Source organism: Paenibacillus sp. S28, from assembly GCF_016624415.1.
GTDB lineage: Bacteria > Bacillota > Bacilli > Paenibacillales > Paenibacillaceae > Paenibacillus_AQ > Paenibacillus_AQ favisporus.
The window spans coordinates 540,222-559,223 of the sequence record NZ_JACVTM010000003.1; the positions used below are offsets into that span (position 1 = coordinate 540,222).

The following is a 19,002-nucleotide window of genomic DNA, read 5'->3' on the forward strand; positions in this document are numbered from 1 at the left end:
CCAACAATGGAGGTTTAGCGCAAAATGTACACCGTTCTGATCGCCGAAAATGAACCGTGGGTATTAAAAGGAATCGTCCAGATGGTGAAGACGGCCGGGGAGGAATTCGAGGTCGTCGGAGAATGCAGCAACGGGGAAGAAGCGTGGAGCATGATTCAAGAAGTATGGCCTATGCTCGTGATCACCGATATTATGATGCCTGAACTGGACGGGTTATCTCTGATCAAAAGAATAGCCGAGCATCGTATTCCGCTCGTATCGGTCATTATTAGCGGATACGACAATTTTCAATATGCCCAGAAGGCGATGACGTATGGCGTATCGGACTATTTGCTGAAGCCGGTAGAGTTTGAAACGTTGACCGAGGCATTAAACCGATCGAAGGAGAAGCTGGAGTCGCTAAAGGACCTGAACGATTATATCGTCAAGTTTCAGTCTTTGCTGGATAACAGCCAGGGCTTGGCGGTCGATGCCCTGATGCAAAAGCAGCGCCAATTCATCGAGTCGATCTTAAGGTTGCATCTGCTGAACAGAAATGCCCGGGTCGGGCTGCTGAACATGATGGAGCACAAACTGAAGAATCTGATGAATGAATTCGGCCTGGACTTCACGGACGTTCCGAAATATCTATCAGGCGACGATGCGTCCATCCTGAAATATTACATGACACTGCTGGAAAAGTGGTACCTTGGATTCCCGGGAACACCGAAAACGAGCATGCCCGCGGCCATTGCCGAGTCGTGCCGGTATATCGACGCCAATTATAAAACGAACTTGTCGCTCACGGACATGGCGAACCTGACGAATTTCAGCGTCTCCCATTTCAGCGCACTGTTCAAAAAGCATACGGGCAGCTCGCTTGTCAGTTACGTCAACCGTTTGCGCGTTGATGAGGCCAAAAAGCTGCTCCGAACGACCTCATACGCCGTATCCGAAATTGCGGAAATCGTCGGCTACTCGTCTACGCCCTATTTTACGCGGGTATTCAAGGCACTTGCCGGGGTGGCGCCCCTCGAATACAGAAAGAGGATGGGATCATGAAATGGAGCCATTGGCATTACCGCTTCTCTTTCAAGACGAAGATCCTCGGGCTGGTGCTGTCGGTGAGCTTTGTGTCCATAGCACTGATGGCGGTCTTCACATCCTACTACTACACGGAATCGGCCAAGGATGATTTCTACACGATTGCCCAGGACTCAACCGCAAGAATCAATCATCAGCTGGACCGGTATTTTACGCAAATGGCCCAATCGACCTACGCTTCGATTGCTGGTCCATTGCCCTCGAATTCGCTGCTTGGCGACAATCCGGAGAGTGGTCTTCTTCAGAAATGGCTCATCAGCGGCGAGAATTTCAACCGGGAACAGGAAGCGCTGGTCGAAGGGATCATGTCGAAATATATCGCGATCAATTACTCCAACGTCCTGGGCATCGTTCTCCGTTCGCTGGACGGCCGGCTGATTTATTCGAAAGATCACTCCCTGAGCCATCCGATGATTGAATCCTCGCCCTGGATGGTGGGCCCCTTGTCCGATCAATTAAAGATCGTTCCCTCCTATTACCGCCATGAAGATGCGGTTGTCCCCGCATACCCTTATATTACGCTCATCGTCCCTGTATTTGATCCGAATTCGCTTAAGCTCATCGGCAATCTGAATATCGCTTTATCGATTACAGAAGTCCAGGATATTCTTGGACAGACGAGGCTCGGGAAAACAGGGTATTTTTTTATTGTCGATTCGAGCGGCGAAATCGTGTATCACCCGGACGTGAGTTTGGCGGGCCGGCACGTGGAGGAAACAGCTCTGGGCGTCCTTCCTCTTGGTAAGCAGGATGCCGTCATCGAACGAAACGGGGAAAAAATTCTGATGTCCGGCAACCGCTCGGACGTGACCGGCTGGAATATGGTCGCCTCCGTGCCTATGCACGAGATGGCCAGCGGCCTGGACTTCGCCCGCAAAGCTACGTTGTGGGTGATGACGGGCATCATTGTGTTATCGCTGTTCTTTATCCCCAGGATGGTCGGCCAAGTGGTCCAGCCTATTCTTCACCTGCGGAATCTGATGAAACGCGTGGAGACAGGCGATATCAAGGTCAGTGCGATTGTGGTTCCCGGCAGGGACGAAATACAGCAGCTGAACGGGAGCTTTAATCAGATGACGTCCAGGCTGAATGAGCTCATCCACACCGTCCATCGTCTGGAGATCAATGAGATGAAGCTGCAGCTGCGGCAAAGGGATGCGCATATTCAGGCGCTTCAGAACCAGATCAATCCCCATTTGCTGTACAATACGCTGGAAATTATCAAGAGCATCGCTTTTATCGAGAAGGTGCCGACCATTGAAAAAATGGCGACCCGCCTGGCGGGCGTCTACCGGTATACCTCGAAAATGCCCGGATCGGAAGTGCTGCTGCGGGATGAACTGCAGAATCTGCACAATTATCTGGATATCATTCATATCCGCTTCGATCATTTTCATAGCAGCATATCGGTGCCGGAGTCCTGCATGGACTGCCGCATGATCAAGCTGTCGCTGCAGCCGATCGTGGAGAACAGCGTGAAGTACGCGGTTGAACCCAAAAACGGCCATGCCCAAATTATGGTGGAAGCCTATGAGAGAGAGGGCGACCTCGTCATTGACGTCACCGATAACGGGAATGGGTTCCCCGAGGAAGACCTGGAGCGGATCATGCATCGAATGGAGCTGGTAGAGCAGCAGTCAGAGCCGTTCGCCCAGGAGGAATCGGTTGGAATCATTAACGTTCATGCCCGAATGGTGCTGAAATACGGTTCAGCTTACGGCGTCCGCATACAGTCAATACCGGGTAAAGGAAGCGTCGTCACGCTGAAATTCCCGAAAAAGATAAATCCATGATCGGAAAATTGGATAAAAAGATCATCATTTTGTGAAAAAGTGACCCCTGTCAGCAAGATATATTGAAATGGAAGAGGACAAAATCTAATGGGTAATGGAGGTCACCTGAAGTGAAACGAATGCTCTCAATCATCCTGGTTATGAGTCTTGTATTTTTAGCGGTCGTTGGATGTTCATCCGCGGGATCGGAGGATACGGGTACCGCATCTGGAACGAACGGAGACAAGGACAAGCCCAAGAAAATCAAAATTGACATGATGATTGCGTCATGGAAAGGCGGGGGCTGGCCGGACAACAATCATCCGATCATCAAGTACATCGATGACAAATTCAATGTGGACCTGCAAATTCAATGGGTGCCGAATGCGAATTTTTACGAAAAGCTGAACGTGATTGCGGCATCCGGCAAACTTCCCGACGTTATGCGGATCGATAGTCCAAGCCAGTATTTGAAATGGGTGGAGGAGGGCGTATTTCAGGACTTAAAGCCTCAGTTAGCCCAATATCCTCATTTGCAAAGCATCGCAAAACCGGAAGAATGGGCGCTGCTGAACCCGAAGGACCAAATCTTCGGCATTCCGATCTACGCCACGGCCCAAAATACCATTTACGTCCGCAAGGACTGGCTGGATAAGCTGGGCATTCCCGTACCGTCCCCGGATACATTCACTATCGACCAATTTTATGATATCGCCAAAGCTTTCACGACCCAGGATCCGGACGGCAACGGGAAGAACGATACCTTCGGATTCTCGGCGCTTGGCAACGCAAGCCTGCTGGGCATGCCAGAGCTGTTTGCACCATTTGGGCTCGCGAATGGCTGGAAAGAGGAGAACGGCAAACTGATTCCGATGCAGGTCCAATCGGACGAATGGAAGGCGTTCCTGACCTTTATGAGCCGTGCATATAAAGAAGGTGTACTCGACAAAGACTTTGTTACGAATACGAACTTCAACGAGAAATACGCGCAAGGCAAAGTGGGCTTTGCCGACATGCATTACCAATTCAGCCAACAAACCAATCAGCAGCTGCAGACGATTTTTCCCGGAGCTAAATTTGTGGAGCTGGCGCCGCCGATGGGTAAGGACGGCATGCGGGGAACGTCCACGCCGACGAGCGGAACGATCAAAGTCGTCCTGAGCAAGGACGTGGATGCCGACAAGCGGGACCGCATTCTGCAGTTGTTTGATTGGTGGGTATCTCCGGAAGGAGAAGACATCCTGAAGAACGGGATTGAAAATATCCATTACAAGAAAAACAGCAGCGGAGCCTATGAAATGACCGATGAGCTGAAGGCCGAAGGCGAGGGGCGGCAAAGCCTCTTGTGGAACTGGGTACTGCGGAACAATTCCAACACGTTCAACACCTACAAGTGGAGCGATCCCACATGGGCCAAAGAAATGGAGCAATCCATTGATAACGCTGGCAAGTATCCGTATAAGAACGCAGCCGATGCCTATTTGTTCTCATCCAATACGTACTTGGAGAAAGGGACGGCGCTGGACGACAGCTTCCACAAAACCGTAGTTGAAATTATCGCAGGCAAAAAGCCGGTGGAGAGCATCGATGAAGCGATCAAGGAATGGAAGAGTAACGGCGGAGACCAGATAATCGAAGAAGTGAATGCCGCATACACGGCGAATCCATAACGTTCGCCTGAAGGTCCCGGGCGGCTGAGGCCGCCTGGGGCCGTTTATTTCCAGGCTGGCTTTACAGCGAGTTGGAGGGTTGAAGACATGAAAGCGTACTGGAAGAGGGCATTTCCGATTTATCTCATGATCCTACCGGGTCTGCTCTATTTTATCATTTTCAAATATATCCCGATGTTCGGGATCTCGATCGCCTTTATGAAGTATAGTCCCTTTAAGGGAATAACGGGGAGCGAATGGGTAGGTCTTCATTATTTCCGCAGATTATTTGCCGAAGGCGACTTCCTGCTGCTTCTCAAAAACACGCTGCTGCTCAATCTGCTGGATGTGCTGTTCTTTTTCCCGGCCCCGATCCTCGTTGCCCTGCTGCTGAATGAAGTGAGAGCCAGACGGATCAAGACGGCGGTCCAAACCATTCTGTATGCGCCCAATTTTATTTCATGGGTCGTGATCGTCGGTATTACGATCGTTCTCTTCGCGACCGGCTCCGGAGGCATCAATCAGCTATTGGAGGACTGGGGGCTGGGCCCGATTGAACTGATGACGGATCCCCGCTACTTCCGGTGGGTGTGGCTGTTACAGAACATTTGGCAGGGGGCCGGGTGGGGAGCGATTATTTTCCTGGCCGCCCTGTCGGGCATCGACCCTACGCTGTACGAAGCGGCTATGATGGACGGCGCGAATCGGTGGCGCCAGCTGTGGCATATTACGCTGCCCGGCTTGCGGGGCGTCATTGTCGTCATGTTTATTTTACGGTTCGGGCACATGATGGACCTCGGCTTCGAGCATATTTTCCTGCTGCAAAACCCGATGAACCAAGGGGTGTCCGAGGTGTTTGAGACTTTTATATACAAAAAGGGTCTGATCGAAGGCAACTACAGCTATTCGACGGCCGTCGGTTTATTTAAATCCGTGGTCGGTTTGGTATTGGTATGGGGTGTGAACCGGCTCGCCAAAAGATTCGGCCAGGAAGGAGTGTTTTAAATGCGGCAGGCAAAAGGCACCGATCTGTTCTTAACGTGTCTCGTTTATTTCATGCTCTTCCTGGCGTCCGCGATCGCGATTTTTCCAATGTTCTACGTGCTTGCGGTTTCTTTCTCAACGGAGTATGAGTATTTAACGCGGGGATTCTTCGTCATTCCGAAGCAGTTTACCCTGGACGGTTATTTGTATTTACTGGCCCATCCGGGCTTTACCCTTGCATTCCGGAATGCAGTGATCATCAGCTTGGGAGGGACGACGCTGAATATCGTGCTGACCTCCCTTATGGCCTACGGGCTGTCCAAGCGATGGTTAAAGCTGCGCAGTACAATGAATTTTATGGTATTTTTCACGATGCTGTTCTCAGGAGGCATGATTCCAACCTATTTGGTCGTTCGATCGCTCCATCTATTGGACAGCTTCTGGGCGATCTGGCTTAGCTCGGCGATTGCCGCGTTCAACGTCATTGTGATGAGAAGCTTTTTTCAGTCCATGCCGCTTGAGCTGGAGGAGTCGGCCCGGATCGACGGGAGCGGAGAGTGGCGCCTGTTTCTATCAATCATCGTGCCGTTGTCTATGCCGGTCATTGCGACCTTTACGTTGTTTTATCTGGTGAGCAACTGGAATACGTATTTTTCCGCTATTATATATTTAAACGATGCGAAGCTTATGCCGCTGCAGGTATTTTTACGGCAAATGCTCGTTGAGGATGACCCTACCATCTCCAACGCGTCCAATGTATTGTATCAATATACGCCTGCAGCCAAAATGGCGGCGATCATGTTAACGGCGCTGCCGCTGCTGATCATATTCCCCTTTTTGCAAAAATACTTTAACAAAGGGGTTATGCTCGGTTCGATTAAAGGATGAGGGCAGCAACAAAAATTCGGATCATGGGGTGAAGACAGGTGAATCAGCAACCGAAGTATGTAGCCCATCGGGGGCTTAGTATGCAGGCGCCTGAGAATACCATCGCGGCTTTTGAGCTGGCGGGCCGATCGGGATTCTGGGGCATCGAATGCGATACTTACTGCACGACGGACGGCCGCTGGATTGTCCATCATGACCGTACCGTCGACCGGATGACGAACGGAACGGGGAGGACGAAGGATTTCTCGTTTGCCGAGATCCGCGAGCTGAGCATCACCTCCGGAAACGGGATCAGTGATTATTCCGGCCTGCAAATCCCGGCACTGGAGGAAGTATTGTCCGTATGCGTCAAATACGGCATGCACGCATTCGTCGAGATCGAAGAATACCACCAGGATCGCGATCTGGAAAGGCTCGTTGAGCTGGTCCGCGGCTCCGGCATGATGGGGCAAATGAGCTTCATCTGCTTTAATGCCAACGATCTGTCGAAGGTGCGTGCCATGGATCCGGCAGTACCTCTCGGATTTTTATCGGCGAAGCCGCCAAGCGAAGCGGACCTTGAGCTCATCGGCCGGCTGCAGCCTGCTTTTCTGGATTACGACTATCGTTCGACGACGCCGGATGACGTGAGAAACTGCAGCAAGGCCGGCGTTGACGTGTCGATCTGGACCGTAAATGAGCGGAAGATTTCGCAGCCGTTTGAGGAGGCGGGTGCGGCCTATATTACGACGGATACGATTTTGTGGGATTGAAAGAGGAGTCTAGGTTTCAGTAGCGTTTTATCCACGGGTATTACTGCTATGACTAATGGTGACATTTGGAGATAGTCGTTATAGATGATGAGTGTTTAGTATAAGAAAAGGGAAGCGCTAATTCTTGCGCATCCCTTTTTTGGATCGTATTTTTCCGAACTCTAATATGAGATTGAAGAGAACCTTATTTCTCCTCCAAAGAATAGGAGGTTACGACGCCGTTTTTCAGCGTTACGTAGATAAACAATTTTGGTGGTGCGATGTCGTAGATCCAGGTTACGGTATGATTCCCCGAATTAAGGATCCGGTTCGGCTTGTCCCAGGATAATTCGAGCATCTTGTCGGTCATCCCTACACGAACCTGGCTTTTTTCGATCAGCTTCCAATATGAGCTTGGAAAGTTAAAAGATTTATAAGGATTAATGGTCGAAATTACCTTTTGGAAATCCTCGGTGTGAAGGCTCTTGATTTTATATGTTTTATTTTGATAAGTAAAGTATACGTCAACCCAGCCGGTAATTAGTTCATCGCTTTCTACCTTGACGATCTTAACTTGCGACAAATTGTGAACCGATTTAGTTGGCGTTCCGTCAAGTTCCGTTAGTTTCATCTGCACCCGGTAGCTGTGAATCCAAACAGTCTTGCCTATATATTTTTTATAGGTTTCATAGGCGTTATTAACAAAAATGATAACTTTCTTGGCTGATGTGGTGAGCATAACGTAACTAATCGGCTTTGTTTTTTCATTTATAGGCCTTGTGTAATCTACTGTTGTCTTTGCATTCAGCGTGTCCGTTATCATCCCGAGGGGAAGCATCAACTTGCCCTCGATGAGCTGAGGAGGGACAGTATACAGCTTTTTTGCTCCATTAATCGACACGGATTTAACATTCAGCTTAGCGGTGACCTTGATATCCCCGATTGCATAGCCGATGTTTCCCTGTTTGGGATCAAACTGCAGTTGCAGGCCCAATTCTTTAAATAGCGGGCCAATGGGAAGCATGGTTTGGCCTGATAGGATAACTCCTTTATCTTTCAATTCGATGGTAGGCAGCTCTGATTCTGTCGCTCCACTGGCCCCCGCCTTTTGTGCGTTCGTGATTACCGAAATCCCCAACACGCAAGTCAGCAATATCATGACAAGTTTCTTCAAAATTCTTCCTCCATTTGAATCTTTTCCTTGAATATACCTGAATTGCAGTGATTTGTCTCATTTTTTTGCTAGAGTCAAAGGAATCCTCAAACCCCATGTGGAAACTACTAGGCAGATGAATAACCGAAAGAGAGGAATATCGCGATGATGCCGGCTCAGGACCTACTGAATCCAAAAGCTTCCCCGATGCAAAGTTTACATCTTTGCTCCATGCAGAGTCTATATGACAAACAGCGGCGGTTGTTTTGCATGGAGCCTTATCTATTAACCGCATCCATTTCAGATCATTAGCAGGATGTTTGTCATGCAGGCTTTGCTACCTTACCATCTGCAACTCACTTAGATGAAAGGGCGAAGCCAATGAAATATGTATCTGCGAGCGACATTTTACCTGAACAGCTGCTTCAAGAAATTCAAAAATACGTCCAAGGCAGGACGATCTATATTCCTTCTCGCGAGGATGGCCGCAAAAAATGGGGCCAGCTTTCGGGACAGCGGGACTATCTGCGGAAACGCAATCTAGAGATCAGGCAATCGTTCCGTAAAGGAATTGGTGTGGAGCAGCTCTCCCAGTCCTATTGCCTCGCTGTAGAAACGATCCGAAAGATCATATACCAGAAAAAATAATGCCAGGGGCTTGCGTGTGATCAAACCAACGCAAGCCCCTTTTTGTATCCTAAATGGTTATGTGTATTCTCTGCATATTGTTTCAAAGCGCCAGCCGGTATACTTTACGGTACAAGATAAAAGGCTCTTTGAGGAGGATCCAACATGGCAGAAATAACGGTTGAATTAAGCAGGCGTGATACACAAACGATCATCTATAACCTTTACCCCCTGTATCTTCACGATTTAGCAGGGATCCGGAACGTGCTTCCCAATCGGTATGGCGTCTTTGAAGACAGTGATGCCTTTCAAACGCTTCAGCAGCAAATGCCCGAGTTTGATATTTGGTGGGAAAAAGAGGAGTGCCTCTTTCCTTTTTTGATTCGGGTCGACGAAGTGCCCGCAGGATTCGCATTGATTGCCACGCCGCCTTATGTGGAGGATGACAGCGACTTTTTGGTGAACGAATATTTTATACTGCAGCCTTTCCGGGGTCAGGGCGTTGCCGAGGAGGCCATTACCCAAATCTTCAACCGGTTCCAGGGAAAATGGCTGATCTACACGACTCCGACAGAGAGGAATTCAAGAACCATTCATTTTTGGAGAAAAACCTTGGCGCGATATACAAACAACAGGTTCACGGAAGAGGACAAGGCATTGCGGGCTGAGATCGGGGCGGCAAAGGTGTTCAATTTTACAAACAAATAAGTAGTCGGGCGGCTGATCGATAAGATCGGCTGTTTTTTTGTTCAAATTCATGGCTGTTGCGATTCACTGGTGCGTTCGAAACTGCCGAAAGCCTGAAAGCATTGCAGGGTCAGCCCTATGTAAAAGCAGCCGTCATGGGTGCAACCGTCGACAGATGAATGAAGTGTCCCGACTTAATCAGAAAAGAAGGTATCCGCTAAGTGCGAACTGCTGCCTTCTTTTTAACTCATAGGATCAAAAATAGCATTTTGTGATCGTTTCTATTTTTCGCCGGATATAAGCTACAGCCTCGATAGGCTCCACGATTTTTGCTTCTCCCCCTAAGGGCCAAACCAAATCCGCAAAAAATTCGATTTTCTGAACGGGAATCCGCATGCGTAAAGTACCACTTCCATCTTCATGAACTGCTATGTGAGCACTGAACCAGACGTTGGTTTCAAGCGAACGTACGCCTTCTTCTGTTAATTCGACGATCAAATCGCACTGCTGATTAAAGCGGGTCAAATCCGGTGTGATCCAATCAAATACCGATCGTTCGCTCAGATCCTGCCGGTCATGAAAGGCATCGTTCAAACTTGCTGAGCTGATCCGGTCTGCGCGGAAAAGCCGGTAGGTCTGGCGGAGGAAGCAATAGGCCGGACAATACCAGTATCCTTCGCTCGCATAGAGGCCGACGGGCTGAATATCTCTTTTCGTGACGCCATCGCCGGATTTATACGCAATGGTCACGACGCTGTCGTTCATGATCGCTTGCAGCAGGGTCTGGAGGCAGTCGGCGGACATCGTCCGATGAGGATTCCAGATGACGACCCGATTTCGCAGCCGGTCGATCTGCTCCTTCGTATCGGCAGGCAAGTAGTGATAAAACTTGTGAATCGCCGAAGCCGCACTCTCGTCAAAGGGAACGGAACCAAAGTACTGCAGTGATTGGCAGGCAAAAAATACGGCGACTGCTTCGTTCTCTGAAAAGGCAATCGGCGGAAGCATCCTTTCTTGAAGGAGCCGGTAACCGCCGCCGCGCCCCTGCACGGAATAGATGGGAAACCCTACCTCGCTCAGTTCCTGTAAATCCCGGGTAATCGTCCGCGGAGACAAGCCGAACTCGTCGGCAAGCTCCCTGACCGTAAACGACCTTTTGGCGTTAATCACCATCATTAATTGAATCAGGCGCTGTGATTTGATCAATACACGCTCATCCCTCGCCACATATTTTTCTTCCATATTATCACATGAAATAAGCCAAGTTCTGACTTATTTAGGTGTTATATTCATGTTCGTAATGAACCTCTGCCCCGAAGAAAGGATGAGAGACATGAATCCGGAAGTATCCCGCATCAAGGATTTGCTATTTGAAGAGATGGAGCTTGCGCTCACGACAACCGCCTCGCTGCTTGCCATGATTGAGGAGGAGCACTGGGAGTATCGTCCTCGCGAGAACATGCGGAGCTTAATCGAGCTTGCCCGCCATCTTGTTCAGGTCCCCGAGCAAGAACTGGCCATTTTGCAGGAACAACCCATGGAGCAGGTTAGAAGTCTGGTCATGTCCGTTATGCAAGTAAAGGACGCCACCGCCCTGTCAGAGGTCATGCATCGCGGAGTCTCAGCGTTAAAAGACTACATGAACAACTTGGATGAGGCAGGCCTGCTGTACAAATCGACCGCCCCTTTTTTTGCCAAGCACCAGCCGTCTGTTCAGATCAAATGGTTGATCGAGATTACGACGCATATCTATCACCACCGCGGCCAAATGTTTACCTATATGAAGCAGCTTGGCATCCCGGTTTCGATGTATGATCTGTACGGACCGGCGTCAAAGTCGTGGACGTTATAAACGGTGAAAAAAGATAACCCACCCAAAACTGTGAAGCATATCAAAGCAGCTGATCCCAACGATCGGCTGCTTTTTTTCGCTAACCGTTCGGGATAACCTCATTTTATAACGCACTGTATGGTACAATTTGGAATTATGAGAACATCTTTGGGGAGGTAACATGCGCTTAAAAGCATGCATATTGATCATCTTATTCGTCTTAACAGGATGTTTTGCAGAGAGTAAGGAAACGACGTCACCTGAGAGGGAATCTAGCCCTGCCAATATAGAGCTGGTGCCCGTTGATTTGTTTAAGGGGGAGGCTGCCAAGTTTCAGCCATTCCTAGGCCCGATGTCGGGTGCATTTAAACTGAAATATGAGGGGAGCAAGCCAAACGCTAATTTGGATATAGACATCTGGAAGGACGGGCGGAGTGTAGAATCCGCAGGCTCGATCGGGGATTTGTTTTACAGCCCGGATGAGCAAAGCAATAACGAAGTAGAAGTGATCATATCCATTGACACGGTAACCATGGGGGAGAAGGACGAGTCTGCAATCATAAAGATCAGCACGATTGGCCGCTCAGGATCTAGCCTACTCACATTTCAGATTCCTTGGGACAAAAAGCTGACGGCCCGAGGATTGATCCAGGATGCGGAGCCGCGTTCGTTTACGGCCGATCAGGCCGTGCATGTGTTTGGCATGCAAGCCACAAGCTCCAATACCATGCGTACATCGGATCTTTCAACGGAATCGTTAAGCCAAACGAAGTGGGCACTCGTATTCACCTTACAGTTTGAAGAGTAATAACCTTTAAGGTAAAGTTCTAGCGTGTTTCCTCATTTCTTATGAAACTTTATATTCACAAGGAGAAATCATGGACCCCCAAATAAAATTAATGTTCCTGAACGAGCATGCCGCAGAAGGTGCTGCCCGGTTTGGCGTTAGCCCAAAGGAGCTGACTTTCATCGGCGGTTTTCAGAACTTTATTTATTCCTACATAAATGGCGATTCAAAATATATCCTCCGCTTCACCCCGAGCACGCTTCGCACATGGAAAGGACTTGCGGCTGAGATCGAATGGATTCGTTATCTTTCGGCGAATGGACTTTCTGTTTCAGAACCGGTATCTTCAGTTGACAGGAAAGACATCGAACGGGTGCAAGGAAAAGCCATTGATTTTTACGTGACGTCATTCAAGCACGCGGTTGGTCGTAAAATCGGGTACCCGGAGTGTTTAGGAAATGCCATGCTTTATGAACAATGCGGACGCATCACCGGCCGTCTTCACGAACTGTCGAAGCGTTATAAGCCAACGCTCAGAAGACATACTTGGAAGTCTAATGAATACCTCTTGCAAGCCAAAAATGTGCTGCCCTCAGAGCATCAACCAATTCTTCAGGCCCTGGATGAGCTTAAAGCACAGCTGGCTGTCCTGCCAGCTTCAGAGGATCAATTCGGTTTGATCCACGGGGATATTAATGTCGGGAATTTTATGGTGGATGAAGTTGGAGGAATCACACTTTTCGACTTCGACGAATGCCAGTACAGCTGGTATGTCGAAGACATCGCTGTCCAGCTATATTACTTGCTGTATGTTTTTGGTGAAGATTCGAAATCCGAACGGAAGGCGCAGTATGAACTTTTCGTTAAACATTTCGTGCGTGGCTATACCGAGAATGGCCGTACAATGCCTGATGGCTGGAAAGACCATCTGTCGCTCTTCCTTAGACTGCGTGAAATCATTGTTTTCGTCGGGATGCACCGGAGCTGGGATTTACGTGAACCAGACGATTGGACCCGCGACTTTTTGCAGGATAGTCGGATGCGGATCACGAAAGGAATTTCCTTGATCGATGAGTTCAATCCGCCACATGAGCGATAACCACTGTTACGCCATATAGCAGCTACAATTCTGCCGACTGATTTCAAAAAATCGGCCGGTTTTTTTGCGCGAAAAAATCGAATTGCTATATCACGCACCCCGTACGAACTTTGGCAAAAGGATATCCAGCGTTAGCACCTGATCAGGATCAATGGGTAGACAGATACATCAAAATCATTTATGTTATTACTTATTAAAAGTATTTTAATAAGTCGAAGAGGGGAGGTTGGCGGCAATGAATCCCGTGACGAACAATACGATGCGAGTCAAAAAGATGAACCAGGAGCTCGTGCGGCAAGCGCTCAAATCGATGAAGCAGGGTACCAAATCGATGGTGGCGCAAATGACCGGATTAAGCGTGGCGACCTGCGGCAGCATTCTGAACGAAATGCTGGAGACCGGTGAACTGCTCGAGCTGGATCAAGAAGAATCGAGCGGCGGCCGTCCGGCCAGACTGTATCAGTATAATGTGAACTATGCTTATATCGCCTGCGTGATCATCCGGGCCGGCGTGAAGGTGCACTCCCTCACGTACAGGGTCGCTAACCTGGCCGGTGAAGCGGTAGAAGAAGGGCAGCAGGAAGCAGGCCGGATCGATGCTGCAGCGATTGAGAAACTGATCGACGGGCTCATCTCCCAATACCCGCAAATCCGGGCGGTTGGGATCGGCGTTCCGGGTGCCGTTTACCAGGGCGTCATCAATGTCAGCGATATTCCTGAACTTATTCATGCCCCGCTGGAGGCGATCATTCGCGACAAGCACGGGATCGAAGTCATTCTGGAGAACGACATGAACTCGACCGTGTACGGCTTTTACCGGAAGCAGGACTACGACACCGAGAAGTCGATTGCGGTTGCGACGTTTCTCGAAGGAAGCTTACCGGGTGCCGGGCTAATCGTCGATGGGCATATTCATCGGGGGAATACCCGCTTTGCCGGAGAGATCGCCTTCTTACCGTATGGCATTTCGCAGGCGGAGCAGCTGCGGCAGTTGCACGACCGGGAGACCTTCCATTCCCTGGCTGCGCATGCGGTGTCCAGCCTGATTGCGGTCATGAATCCGGAGACGATCGCTCTGACGGGAAGTCTGGTACAGTCGGATGATATCCGGCTGATCCGCCAGGAATGCCTGAAGTATATCCCGGAGATGCATATGCCGCAACTGGCGCTGCTGGAGCATCCGGATGAGGACTACATGTACGGGCTGACGACCATGACGTTGGAAAGCCTGGCTTATTCCCTGCAGTTGGTAGAGAAGCGGAGGTGAGGGTCAGCCTAATGACATCTGTGAAAAGTAAACCGCATCCGGGAACGGTCCGGAATATTCTGTTTCTGCTGTTTGCCCTGCCGGGTCTATCCTTTGCATCATGGGTCTCCCGCACGCCTGACGTTCGGGACACGCTTCAAGTCTCCACCGCCGGAATGGGGATGATTATATTTGCGATTGCCGCGGGCTCTTTGTTCGGCCTGCTTACGTCAGGTTCGATCGTAGCCCGGAAAGGCGCACGATTTGTCATCCTGATCAGCTCTTTGCTGATTGTGATTGGCTTCGTCGTTATGGGAATCGGCACGTCACTGGCTTCGGTACCCGTGGTTATTATCGGCCTAATCATTTTCGGCGGCGGCTATGGTACGGCGGAGGTTGCACTTAATATGGAGGGCTCAGCTGCGGAAAAGGCGTTGAACCGGACGCTTTTACCGGCGTTTCACGGCTTTTTCAGTGTGGGGACGCTTGTGGGCGCAGCACTCGGCGCCGCCGCGGTCGCCATCCATCTACAGGTGATGGTCCATTTCACGATCCTCGCCTTAATTATGGCCGCAGCTGTACTCTATGGCTGGCGTTACCTGCCTGAGGATTCGGGGAAGGAACTGGCGGGTGCTGGAGCACCTAAAGGATCGGCGCTTCAGCAGCAGTTAAGGATGTGGACGGAGAGGCGCACCTTGCTGATTGGAATCATCGTTTTGGGCATGGCGTTTGCCGAGGGTTCCGCCAATGACTGGCTGCCGCTCACCATGGTGGATGGCTACGGGGTAAGCTCGCTGACAGGTTCATTTATTTACGGATTGTTCGTTGCGGCGATGACGCTGGGACGGTTTACAGGTGGATGGGTTCTGGACCGTTATGGCCGGGTGCCGGTGTTATCCGGATGCGCCGTGGCAGCCATTTTGGGGTTATCGCTGGTGATCTGGGGTCCGAATGACGTTGTGGCCTCCATAGGCGTCGTCCTGTGGGGACTTGGAGCTTCCCTTGGTTTTCCGGTCGGACTGTCGGCGGCGGGGGATGATCCTCAAGGCGCTGCCGCAAGAGTCGGAGCCGTGGCGACCACAGGCTACATCGCTTTTCTGGTGGGCCCGCCTGCGCTGGGTTTCCTTGGAGAGCATTTCGGGTTATTGCACGCACTGATCGCGGTGCTGATCGGCATTGGGATCGCAGGTTCTCTGTCTAGAGCAGCCAAGCCCGTGCAGCTGCACCAAACATTACATCAGGATGAGAGGGGAATTCACTCCTAAGATGAAAACAGAAAAACAAAAGATGCTGGACGGCGAATTGTACGTCGCTGCCGACCCTGAATTGACGCGGGAGCGGGCATATGCCCGGCAAATGACCCGCATGTACAACCAGACGACCGAAACGGATGAAGCATTGCGGCTGAAAATCCTGAAGGAGCTGTTGGGTTCAACCGGGAACTTCCTGGCGATGGAGCCCAACATCCGCTTTGACTATGGCTACAATATTCACGTCGGTGAACATTTCTACGCCAACTTTGACTGCACCATCCTGGATGTGTGCGAAGTGAGGATCGGGGACAACTGCTTGTTTGGGCCCGGGGTTCACGTCTATACCGCGACTCACCCGGTGGATCCGTATGAAAGGATCAAGGGGCCTGAATATGGCAAACCCGTAACGATCGGCAACAATGTATGGGTAGGCGGGAGGGCGGTCATCAATCCGGGTGTAACGATCGGCAACAACGTCGTCATCGCTTCCGGAGCGGTCGTGACCAAGGATGTTCCGGACAACATGATCGTGGGAGGCAACCCGGCGAAAGTCATTAAAACGATCGAAGCCTAAGTTGTGATAAAAAAGAATCGCCCGAGCGAAAACGGCCGCCGGGCGATTTTTACATACTGGAATAGGGTCATCTCAGAGGGACGCCCACTTGCACACATCCCGTCGATTTAGGCTTAGTTGCTTATGGGAGAAAATTGATCTTCGAGTTTCACGTTGGAGAATTTGGCAAAGTTTAATTGCTCGATCGCATTGGCCACATCGTTGCTGTCCACGGCAAAACCGACATAGACCGAATCCTGCATCGCGATGGTTCTCTGACCGATCGGCTTCCATTCCTTGCCGTCCGTCGATCCGTAGGCGTAGAAAGTGTCGCCATTCCGGCCGAGCTTGAGCCAGTAGCCCTGCTCGACGCCGCCGATTTTGAACGGAATGTCGGGAACCAGCTGAATACCGGCTTCCTGCGCGCTGGATGCGCTGTCCAATGTTTCGGTCAACGGATCAAAGCCGGAGCCCTGCTGATCTCTTCCCGTTAGATAAGCCGACCAGCTTGTTTCTTTGGACAGCTTCACCCAGGATAATCCAAGGGCTGCAGTGGCGCTGTTATCCTGTATATCATCACGGATCATCAGTCCGGTAAAGGCATGATTGTCAACGGCTCCGATGGCTTCCAGCTTCGCGGTGAACTCCACGTCTCCGGTCATTTCCTTATATACAAAATGAAAATCGTCTTTCGCAGCATCGTTTTCCGGCGATTGCTTGGTGCTTCCTTCGCTCGTTCCCAGCTTGCCGTTGCCTTTAACGGTGATCACGCCATCCGTCAGACTTCCGGTTCCTTTAATGTCCGGGCGGCCGATATCAGTCGATGCCCAGCCCGCATCAGCCAGCGCACGCGGGGCCGTGTTAACATGGATGGTGGCTGCGGTCGTTTGGGTCGCATTTCCGTCCGTGTCCGTCACTCTGGCCGAAATATTGTAGGAAGCATCCTGAATGCCCTTGATGGTATACACATAGGCGCCGCCTTTTTTCACCGCTTCTCCAAGGTACTGCGATCCGTTGTATACGGCCACATTCTTGATTTTATTTCCGAATTTGGAGGAGGCTTTGACGTTGACCTCAATGTCCTCTCCCAGTGCAAACTGCGCATTGTTCAGCGGCGCCGCAAGCGTGGCATCCGGATTTTCGGCCGCATGGTCCATGTCGGCCAGACTGTTGAGATACAGTTCAAGCCAGGTGTAGCCCGTGTCGGTCACCATCTTATAGGCATCTTGAATGCCCCAGATGTTGTTTTTCTTTTCCCATTGGTCGTCGATTCCGTTCCGATTCGTGTCAAAATCGGCGCCGCGCTGCTCCTCAATGACACCGAATGGGGAGACATACCCGCCAACCTCATTTTCGGTGTTGATGTATCTGCCGAGGCCCAGCTCCACTTCCGCGACGATTCTTGCGTCGATGGCGTCGCGGCGCGGGTAGGTGGCACCCGCCTTCTGCAAAATGGCCTTCAGCAGCAGCTCGTTCGCTTTTTCCACACCATGCTGCACGTAATCGTCAAACGCCGGATTGGTCACCCCGTGATTAACGCCCGTGCTGTCCGCAGAGAGATACGGTTTGGACGCAAAGGACGTCGACTGGTCTCCACTGGCGTCACCAGAGCTTTTCACCAATGGGGACGATCCGTCGAGCCATCCCGTCAGCTTGCCGTTGATCCGGTTCCCGACGATGTAGAAGCCGCCAAGCTTTTTGGATTCGCCCGCATCGATGACCCGGTCGGTTACATTATCCCTTGTACCTGGACCGGCGATTTCGATATTGTTCATATAATTCGTAAAGGTGAATCCTCCGCCGTAGGTGCCGTTAAAGCCCCAGTTATAGATCACATTGTTGGAGAGCTGCACGACCGCCACGTGATCGGCATCCGCCGCGCCGGCATACCCGCCGCCGAGCCTTGGGTTCCGGGAAGTATGACTGGCATACAGATTGTGGTGGAACGTCGTTTTGTCCCCGCCGGCAATGCCGCCGTAGCCGTGTCTGCCCTTGGAATGCCCGGACAAAGTGAGGCTCTCTGAAATGAGGGACCATTGGACCGTGCCGTTTTCGCCCCTGTACAGCGACAGCGTTTCATCGGTATTCCAGCTGAAAGAACAGTGATCAATGATAAAATAGTTATTGTCCCTGCCCCAGAGCGCATCCATCGAATCACTGCCGTTGTACACGTTGGTTGCCCCCGGCCGGAAGGAGAGATACCGGAGGATGATGTTCTCCGAGTTGCTGATGTTGGTGTCCCAACCTGCGAGGGTAATGCCGTTGCCTGGCGCGGTTTGCCCGGCGATGGTCAGGTTTTTAATGTTTTTGAACAGCAGGGAGCTTTCCAGCTCGATCGTTCCGGATACGTTAAAAACAATCGTGCGGCCTTCTTTCGGCGTGGACATAATCCCATAGCGAAGCGATCCCGGGACCGCCTTTTCGTTGGCGCCGTAATCCTCCAGGGTGGTGACGAAGTAAACGTCGCCCCCGCGGCCGCCGCTCGTATAAGCCCCGCCGCCTTCCGCGCCCGGAAAAGCGGGAATCGATGCGCCCGCAAACTTCTGCTCATCCGCCGACTGGGCCGAAACCGAACCGGAATGCGGCATTCCCGCAAATGGAAACGCTACCATAATACTCAACACAACAGCCATGCTTTTAATTCCTTTGTTCTTCTGTT

At 50.9% G+C, this 19,002-nt stretch carries 17 protein-coding genes; 14 read left to right on the forward strand and 3 right to left on the reverse strand.

The window, feature by feature from the left end:
* Positions 1–24 precede the first annotated feature (24 nt).
* The 6 genes from IAE55_RS11010 to IAE55_RS11035 all read left to right on the forward strand — a co-directional run bounded on the left by IAE55_RS11010 (position 25) and on the right by IAE55_RS11035 (position 7,128).
* Positions 25–1,041, forward strand: coding sequence for a response regulator transcription factor (locus tag IAE55_RS11010; RefSeq protein ID WP_200632099.1), 1,017 nt, complete (start codon positions 25–27; stop codon positions 1,039–1,041).
* Entirely contained in the window at positions 1,038–2,876 is a 1,839-nt protein-coding gene (locus tag IAE55_RS11015; protein ID WP_200632101.1) for a cache domain-containing sensor histidine kinase, read from the forward strand. Before IAE55_RS11010 ends, IAE55_RS11015 begins: the two co-directional genes overlap by 4 nt.
* A 119-nt stretch (positions 2,877–2,995) precedes the next feature.
* A complete protein-coding gene (locus IAE55_RS11020) occupies positions 2,996–4,525 on the forward strand; it encodes an extracellular solute-binding protein (protein ID WP_234489481.1) in 1,530 nt (509 codons plus the stop codon).
* 87 nt (positions 4,526–4,612) lie between these two features.
* Positions 4,613–5,509, forward strand: a complete 897-nt coding sequence (locus IAE55_RS11025) for an ABC transporter permease (RefSeq protein ID WP_200632105.1) — start codon at positions 4,613–4,615, stop codon at positions 5,507–5,509.
* Positions 5,510–6,376 (forward strand): carbohydrate ABC transporter permease, encoded by an 867-nt coding sequence (locus IAE55_RS11030; protein WP_145159660.1) that lies wholly within the window; start codon positions 5,510–5,512, stop codon positions 6,374–6,376.
* A 38-nt stretch (positions 6,377–6,414) separates the two neighbouring features.
* Entirely contained in the window at positions 6,415–7,128 is a 714-nt protein-coding gene (locus IAE55_RS11035) for a glycerophosphodiester phosphodiesterase family protein (protein WP_200632106.1), read from the forward strand.
* A 184-nt stretch (positions 7,129–7,312) separates the two neighbouring features.
* Here IAE55_RS11035 and IAE55_RS11040 read toward each other — a convergent pair whose 3' ends face one another.
* The gene (locus tag IAE55_RS11040) at positions 7,313–8,281 is read right to left on the reverse strand and encodes a copper amine oxidase N-terminal domain-containing protein (RefSeq protein WP_200632108.1); all 969 of its coding nucleotides are present in this window, start codon (positions 8,279–8,281) and stop codon (positions 7,313–7,315) included.
* A gap of 360 nt (positions 8,282–8,641) precedes the next feature.
* Between IAE55_RS11040 and IAE55_RS11045 the strand changes: the two genes are divergently transcribed.
* Both IAE55_RS11045 and IAE55_RS11050 read left to right on the forward strand, forming a co-directional pair.
* Positions 8,642–8,908: a CD3324 family protein gene (locus IAE55_RS11045; protein ID WP_200632110.1), complete on the forward strand. Its 267-nt coding sequence runs from the start codon at positions 8,642–8,644 to the stop codon at positions 8,906–8,908.
* A gap of 144 nt (positions 8,909–9,052) precedes the next feature.
* Positions 9,053–9,595, forward strand: coding sequence for a GNAT family N-acetyltransferase (locus tag IAE55_RS11050; protein ID WP_200632111.1), 543 nt, complete (start codon positions 9,053–9,055; stop codon positions 9,593–9,595).
* Between the two features lie 234 nt (positions 9,596–9,829).
* On the opposite strand, the gene IAE55_RS11055 is transcribed toward IAE55_RS11050, so the two are convergent.
* Positions 9,830–10,780, reverse strand: a complete 951-nt coding sequence (locus IAE55_RS11055; RefSeq protein ID WP_200632112.1) for a helix-turn-helix transcriptional regulator — start codon at positions 10,778–10,780, stop codon at positions 9,830–9,832.
* A 127-nt stretch (positions 10,781–10,907) separates the two neighbouring features.
* Between IAE55_RS11055 and IAE55_RS11060 the strand changes: the two genes are divergently transcribed.
* From IAE55_RS11060 to IAE55_RS11085, 6 genes are all read left to right on the forward strand, one after another.
* Positions 10,908–11,426: a DinB family protein gene (locus IAE55_RS11060; protein WP_200632114.1), complete on the forward strand. Its 519-nt coding sequence runs from the start codon at positions 10,908–10,910 to the stop codon at positions 11,424–11,426.
* Positions 11,427–11,586: 160 nt separating this feature from the next.
* On the forward strand, positions 11,587–12,213 hold the full coding sequence (locus tag IAE55_RS11065; protein ID WP_200632116.1) for a hypothetical protein: 627 nt from the start codon (positions 11,587–11,589) through the stop codon (positions 12,211–12,213).
* A gap of 70 nt (positions 12,214–12,283) precedes the next feature.
* Positions 12,284–13,291: a phosphotransferase enzyme family protein gene (locus tag IAE55_RS11070; RefSeq protein WP_200632127.1), complete on the forward strand. Its 1,008-nt coding sequence runs from the start codon at positions 12,284–12,286 to the stop codon at positions 13,289–13,291.
* A gap of 235 nt (positions 13,292–13,526) precedes the next feature.
* The gene (locus IAE55_RS11075; protein WP_234489437.1) at positions 13,527–14,558 is read left to right on the forward strand and encodes an ROK family protein; all 1,032 of its coding nucleotides are present in this window, start codon (positions 13,527–13,529) and stop codon (positions 14,556–14,558) included.
* An 11-nt stretch (positions 14,559–14,569) separates the two neighbouring features.
* On the forward strand, positions 14,570–15,802 hold the full coding sequence (locus tag IAE55_RS11080) for an MFS transporter (RefSeq protein ID WP_200632129.1): 1,233 nt from the start codon (positions 14,570–14,572) through the stop codon (positions 15,800–15,802).
* Between the two features lies 1 nt (position 15,803).
* A complete protein-coding gene (locus IAE55_RS11085) occupies positions 15,804–16,364 on the forward strand; it encodes a sugar O-acetyltransferase (protein WP_145947239.1) in 561 nt (186 codons plus the stop codon).
* Positions 16,365–16,477: 113 nt separating this feature from the next.
* Here the strand turns inward: IAE55_RS11085 and IAE55_RS11090 are convergent, their stop codons facing one another.
* Positions 16,478–18,976: an Ig-like domain-containing protein gene (locus tag IAE55_RS11090; protein ID WP_200632131.1), complete on the reverse strand. Its 2,499-nt coding sequence runs from the start codon at positions 18,974–18,976 to the stop codon at positions 16,478–16,480.
* Positions 18,977–19,002: the final 26 nt, after the last annotated feature.

Bases quoted from the DNA above. Each gene is read 5' to 3' on its own strand.
- IAE55_RS11010 (WP_200632099.1), top strand. From the start codon at position 25: ATGTACACCGTTCTGATCGCCGAAAATGAACCGTGGGTATTAAAAGGA.
- IAE55_RS11015 (WP_200632101.1), top strand. From the start codon at position 1,038: ATGAAATGGAGCCATTGGCATTACCGCTTCTCTTTCAAGACGAAGATC.
- IAE55_RS11020 (WP_234489481.1), top strand. From the start codon at position 2,996: ATGCTCTCAATCATCCTGGTTATGAGTCTTGTATTTTTAGCGGTCGTT.
- IAE55_RS11025 (WP_200632105.1), top strand. From the start codon at position 4,613: ATGAAAGCGTACTGGAAGAGGGCATTTCCGATTTATCTCATGATCCTA.
- IAE55_RS11030 (WP_145159660.1), top strand. From the start codon at position 5,510: ATGCGGCAGGCAAAAGGCACCGATCTGTTCTTAACGTGTCTCGTTTAT.
- IAE55_RS11045 (WP_200632110.1), top strand. From the start codon at position 8,642: ATGAAATATGTATCTGCGAGCGACATTTTACCTGAACAGCTGCTTCAA.
- IAE55_RS11050 (WP_200632111.1), top strand. From the start codon at position 9,053: ATGGCAGAAATAACGGTTGAATTAAGCAGGCGTGATACACAAACGATC.
- IAE55_RS11060 (WP_200632114.1), top strand. From the start codon at position 10,908: ATGAATCCGGAAGTATCCCGCATCAAGGATTTGCTATTTGAAGAGATG.
- IAE55_RS11065 (WP_200632116.1), top strand. From the start codon at position 11,587: ATGCGCTTAAAAGCATGCATATTGATCATCTTATTCGTCTTAACAGGA.
- IAE55_RS11070 (WP_200632127.1), top strand. From the start codon at position 12,284: ATGGACCCCCAAATAAAATTAATGTTCCTGAACGAGCATGCCGCAGAA.
- IAE55_RS11075 (WP_234489437.1), top strand. From the start codon at position 13,527: ATGAATCCCGTGACGAACAATACGATGCGAGTCAAAAAGATGAACCAG.
- IAE55_RS11080 (WP_200632129.1), top strand. From the start codon at position 14,570: ATGACATCTGTGAAAAGTAAACCGCATCCGGGAACGGTCCGGAATATT.
- IAE55_RS11085 (WP_145947239.1), top strand. From the start codon at position 15,804: ATGAAAACAGAAAAACAAAAGATGCTGGACGGCGAATTGTACGTCGCT.
- IAE55_RS11090 (WP_200632131.1), bottom strand. From the start codon at position 18,976: ATGGCTGTTGTGTTGAGTATTATGGTAGCGTTTCCATTTGCGGGAATG.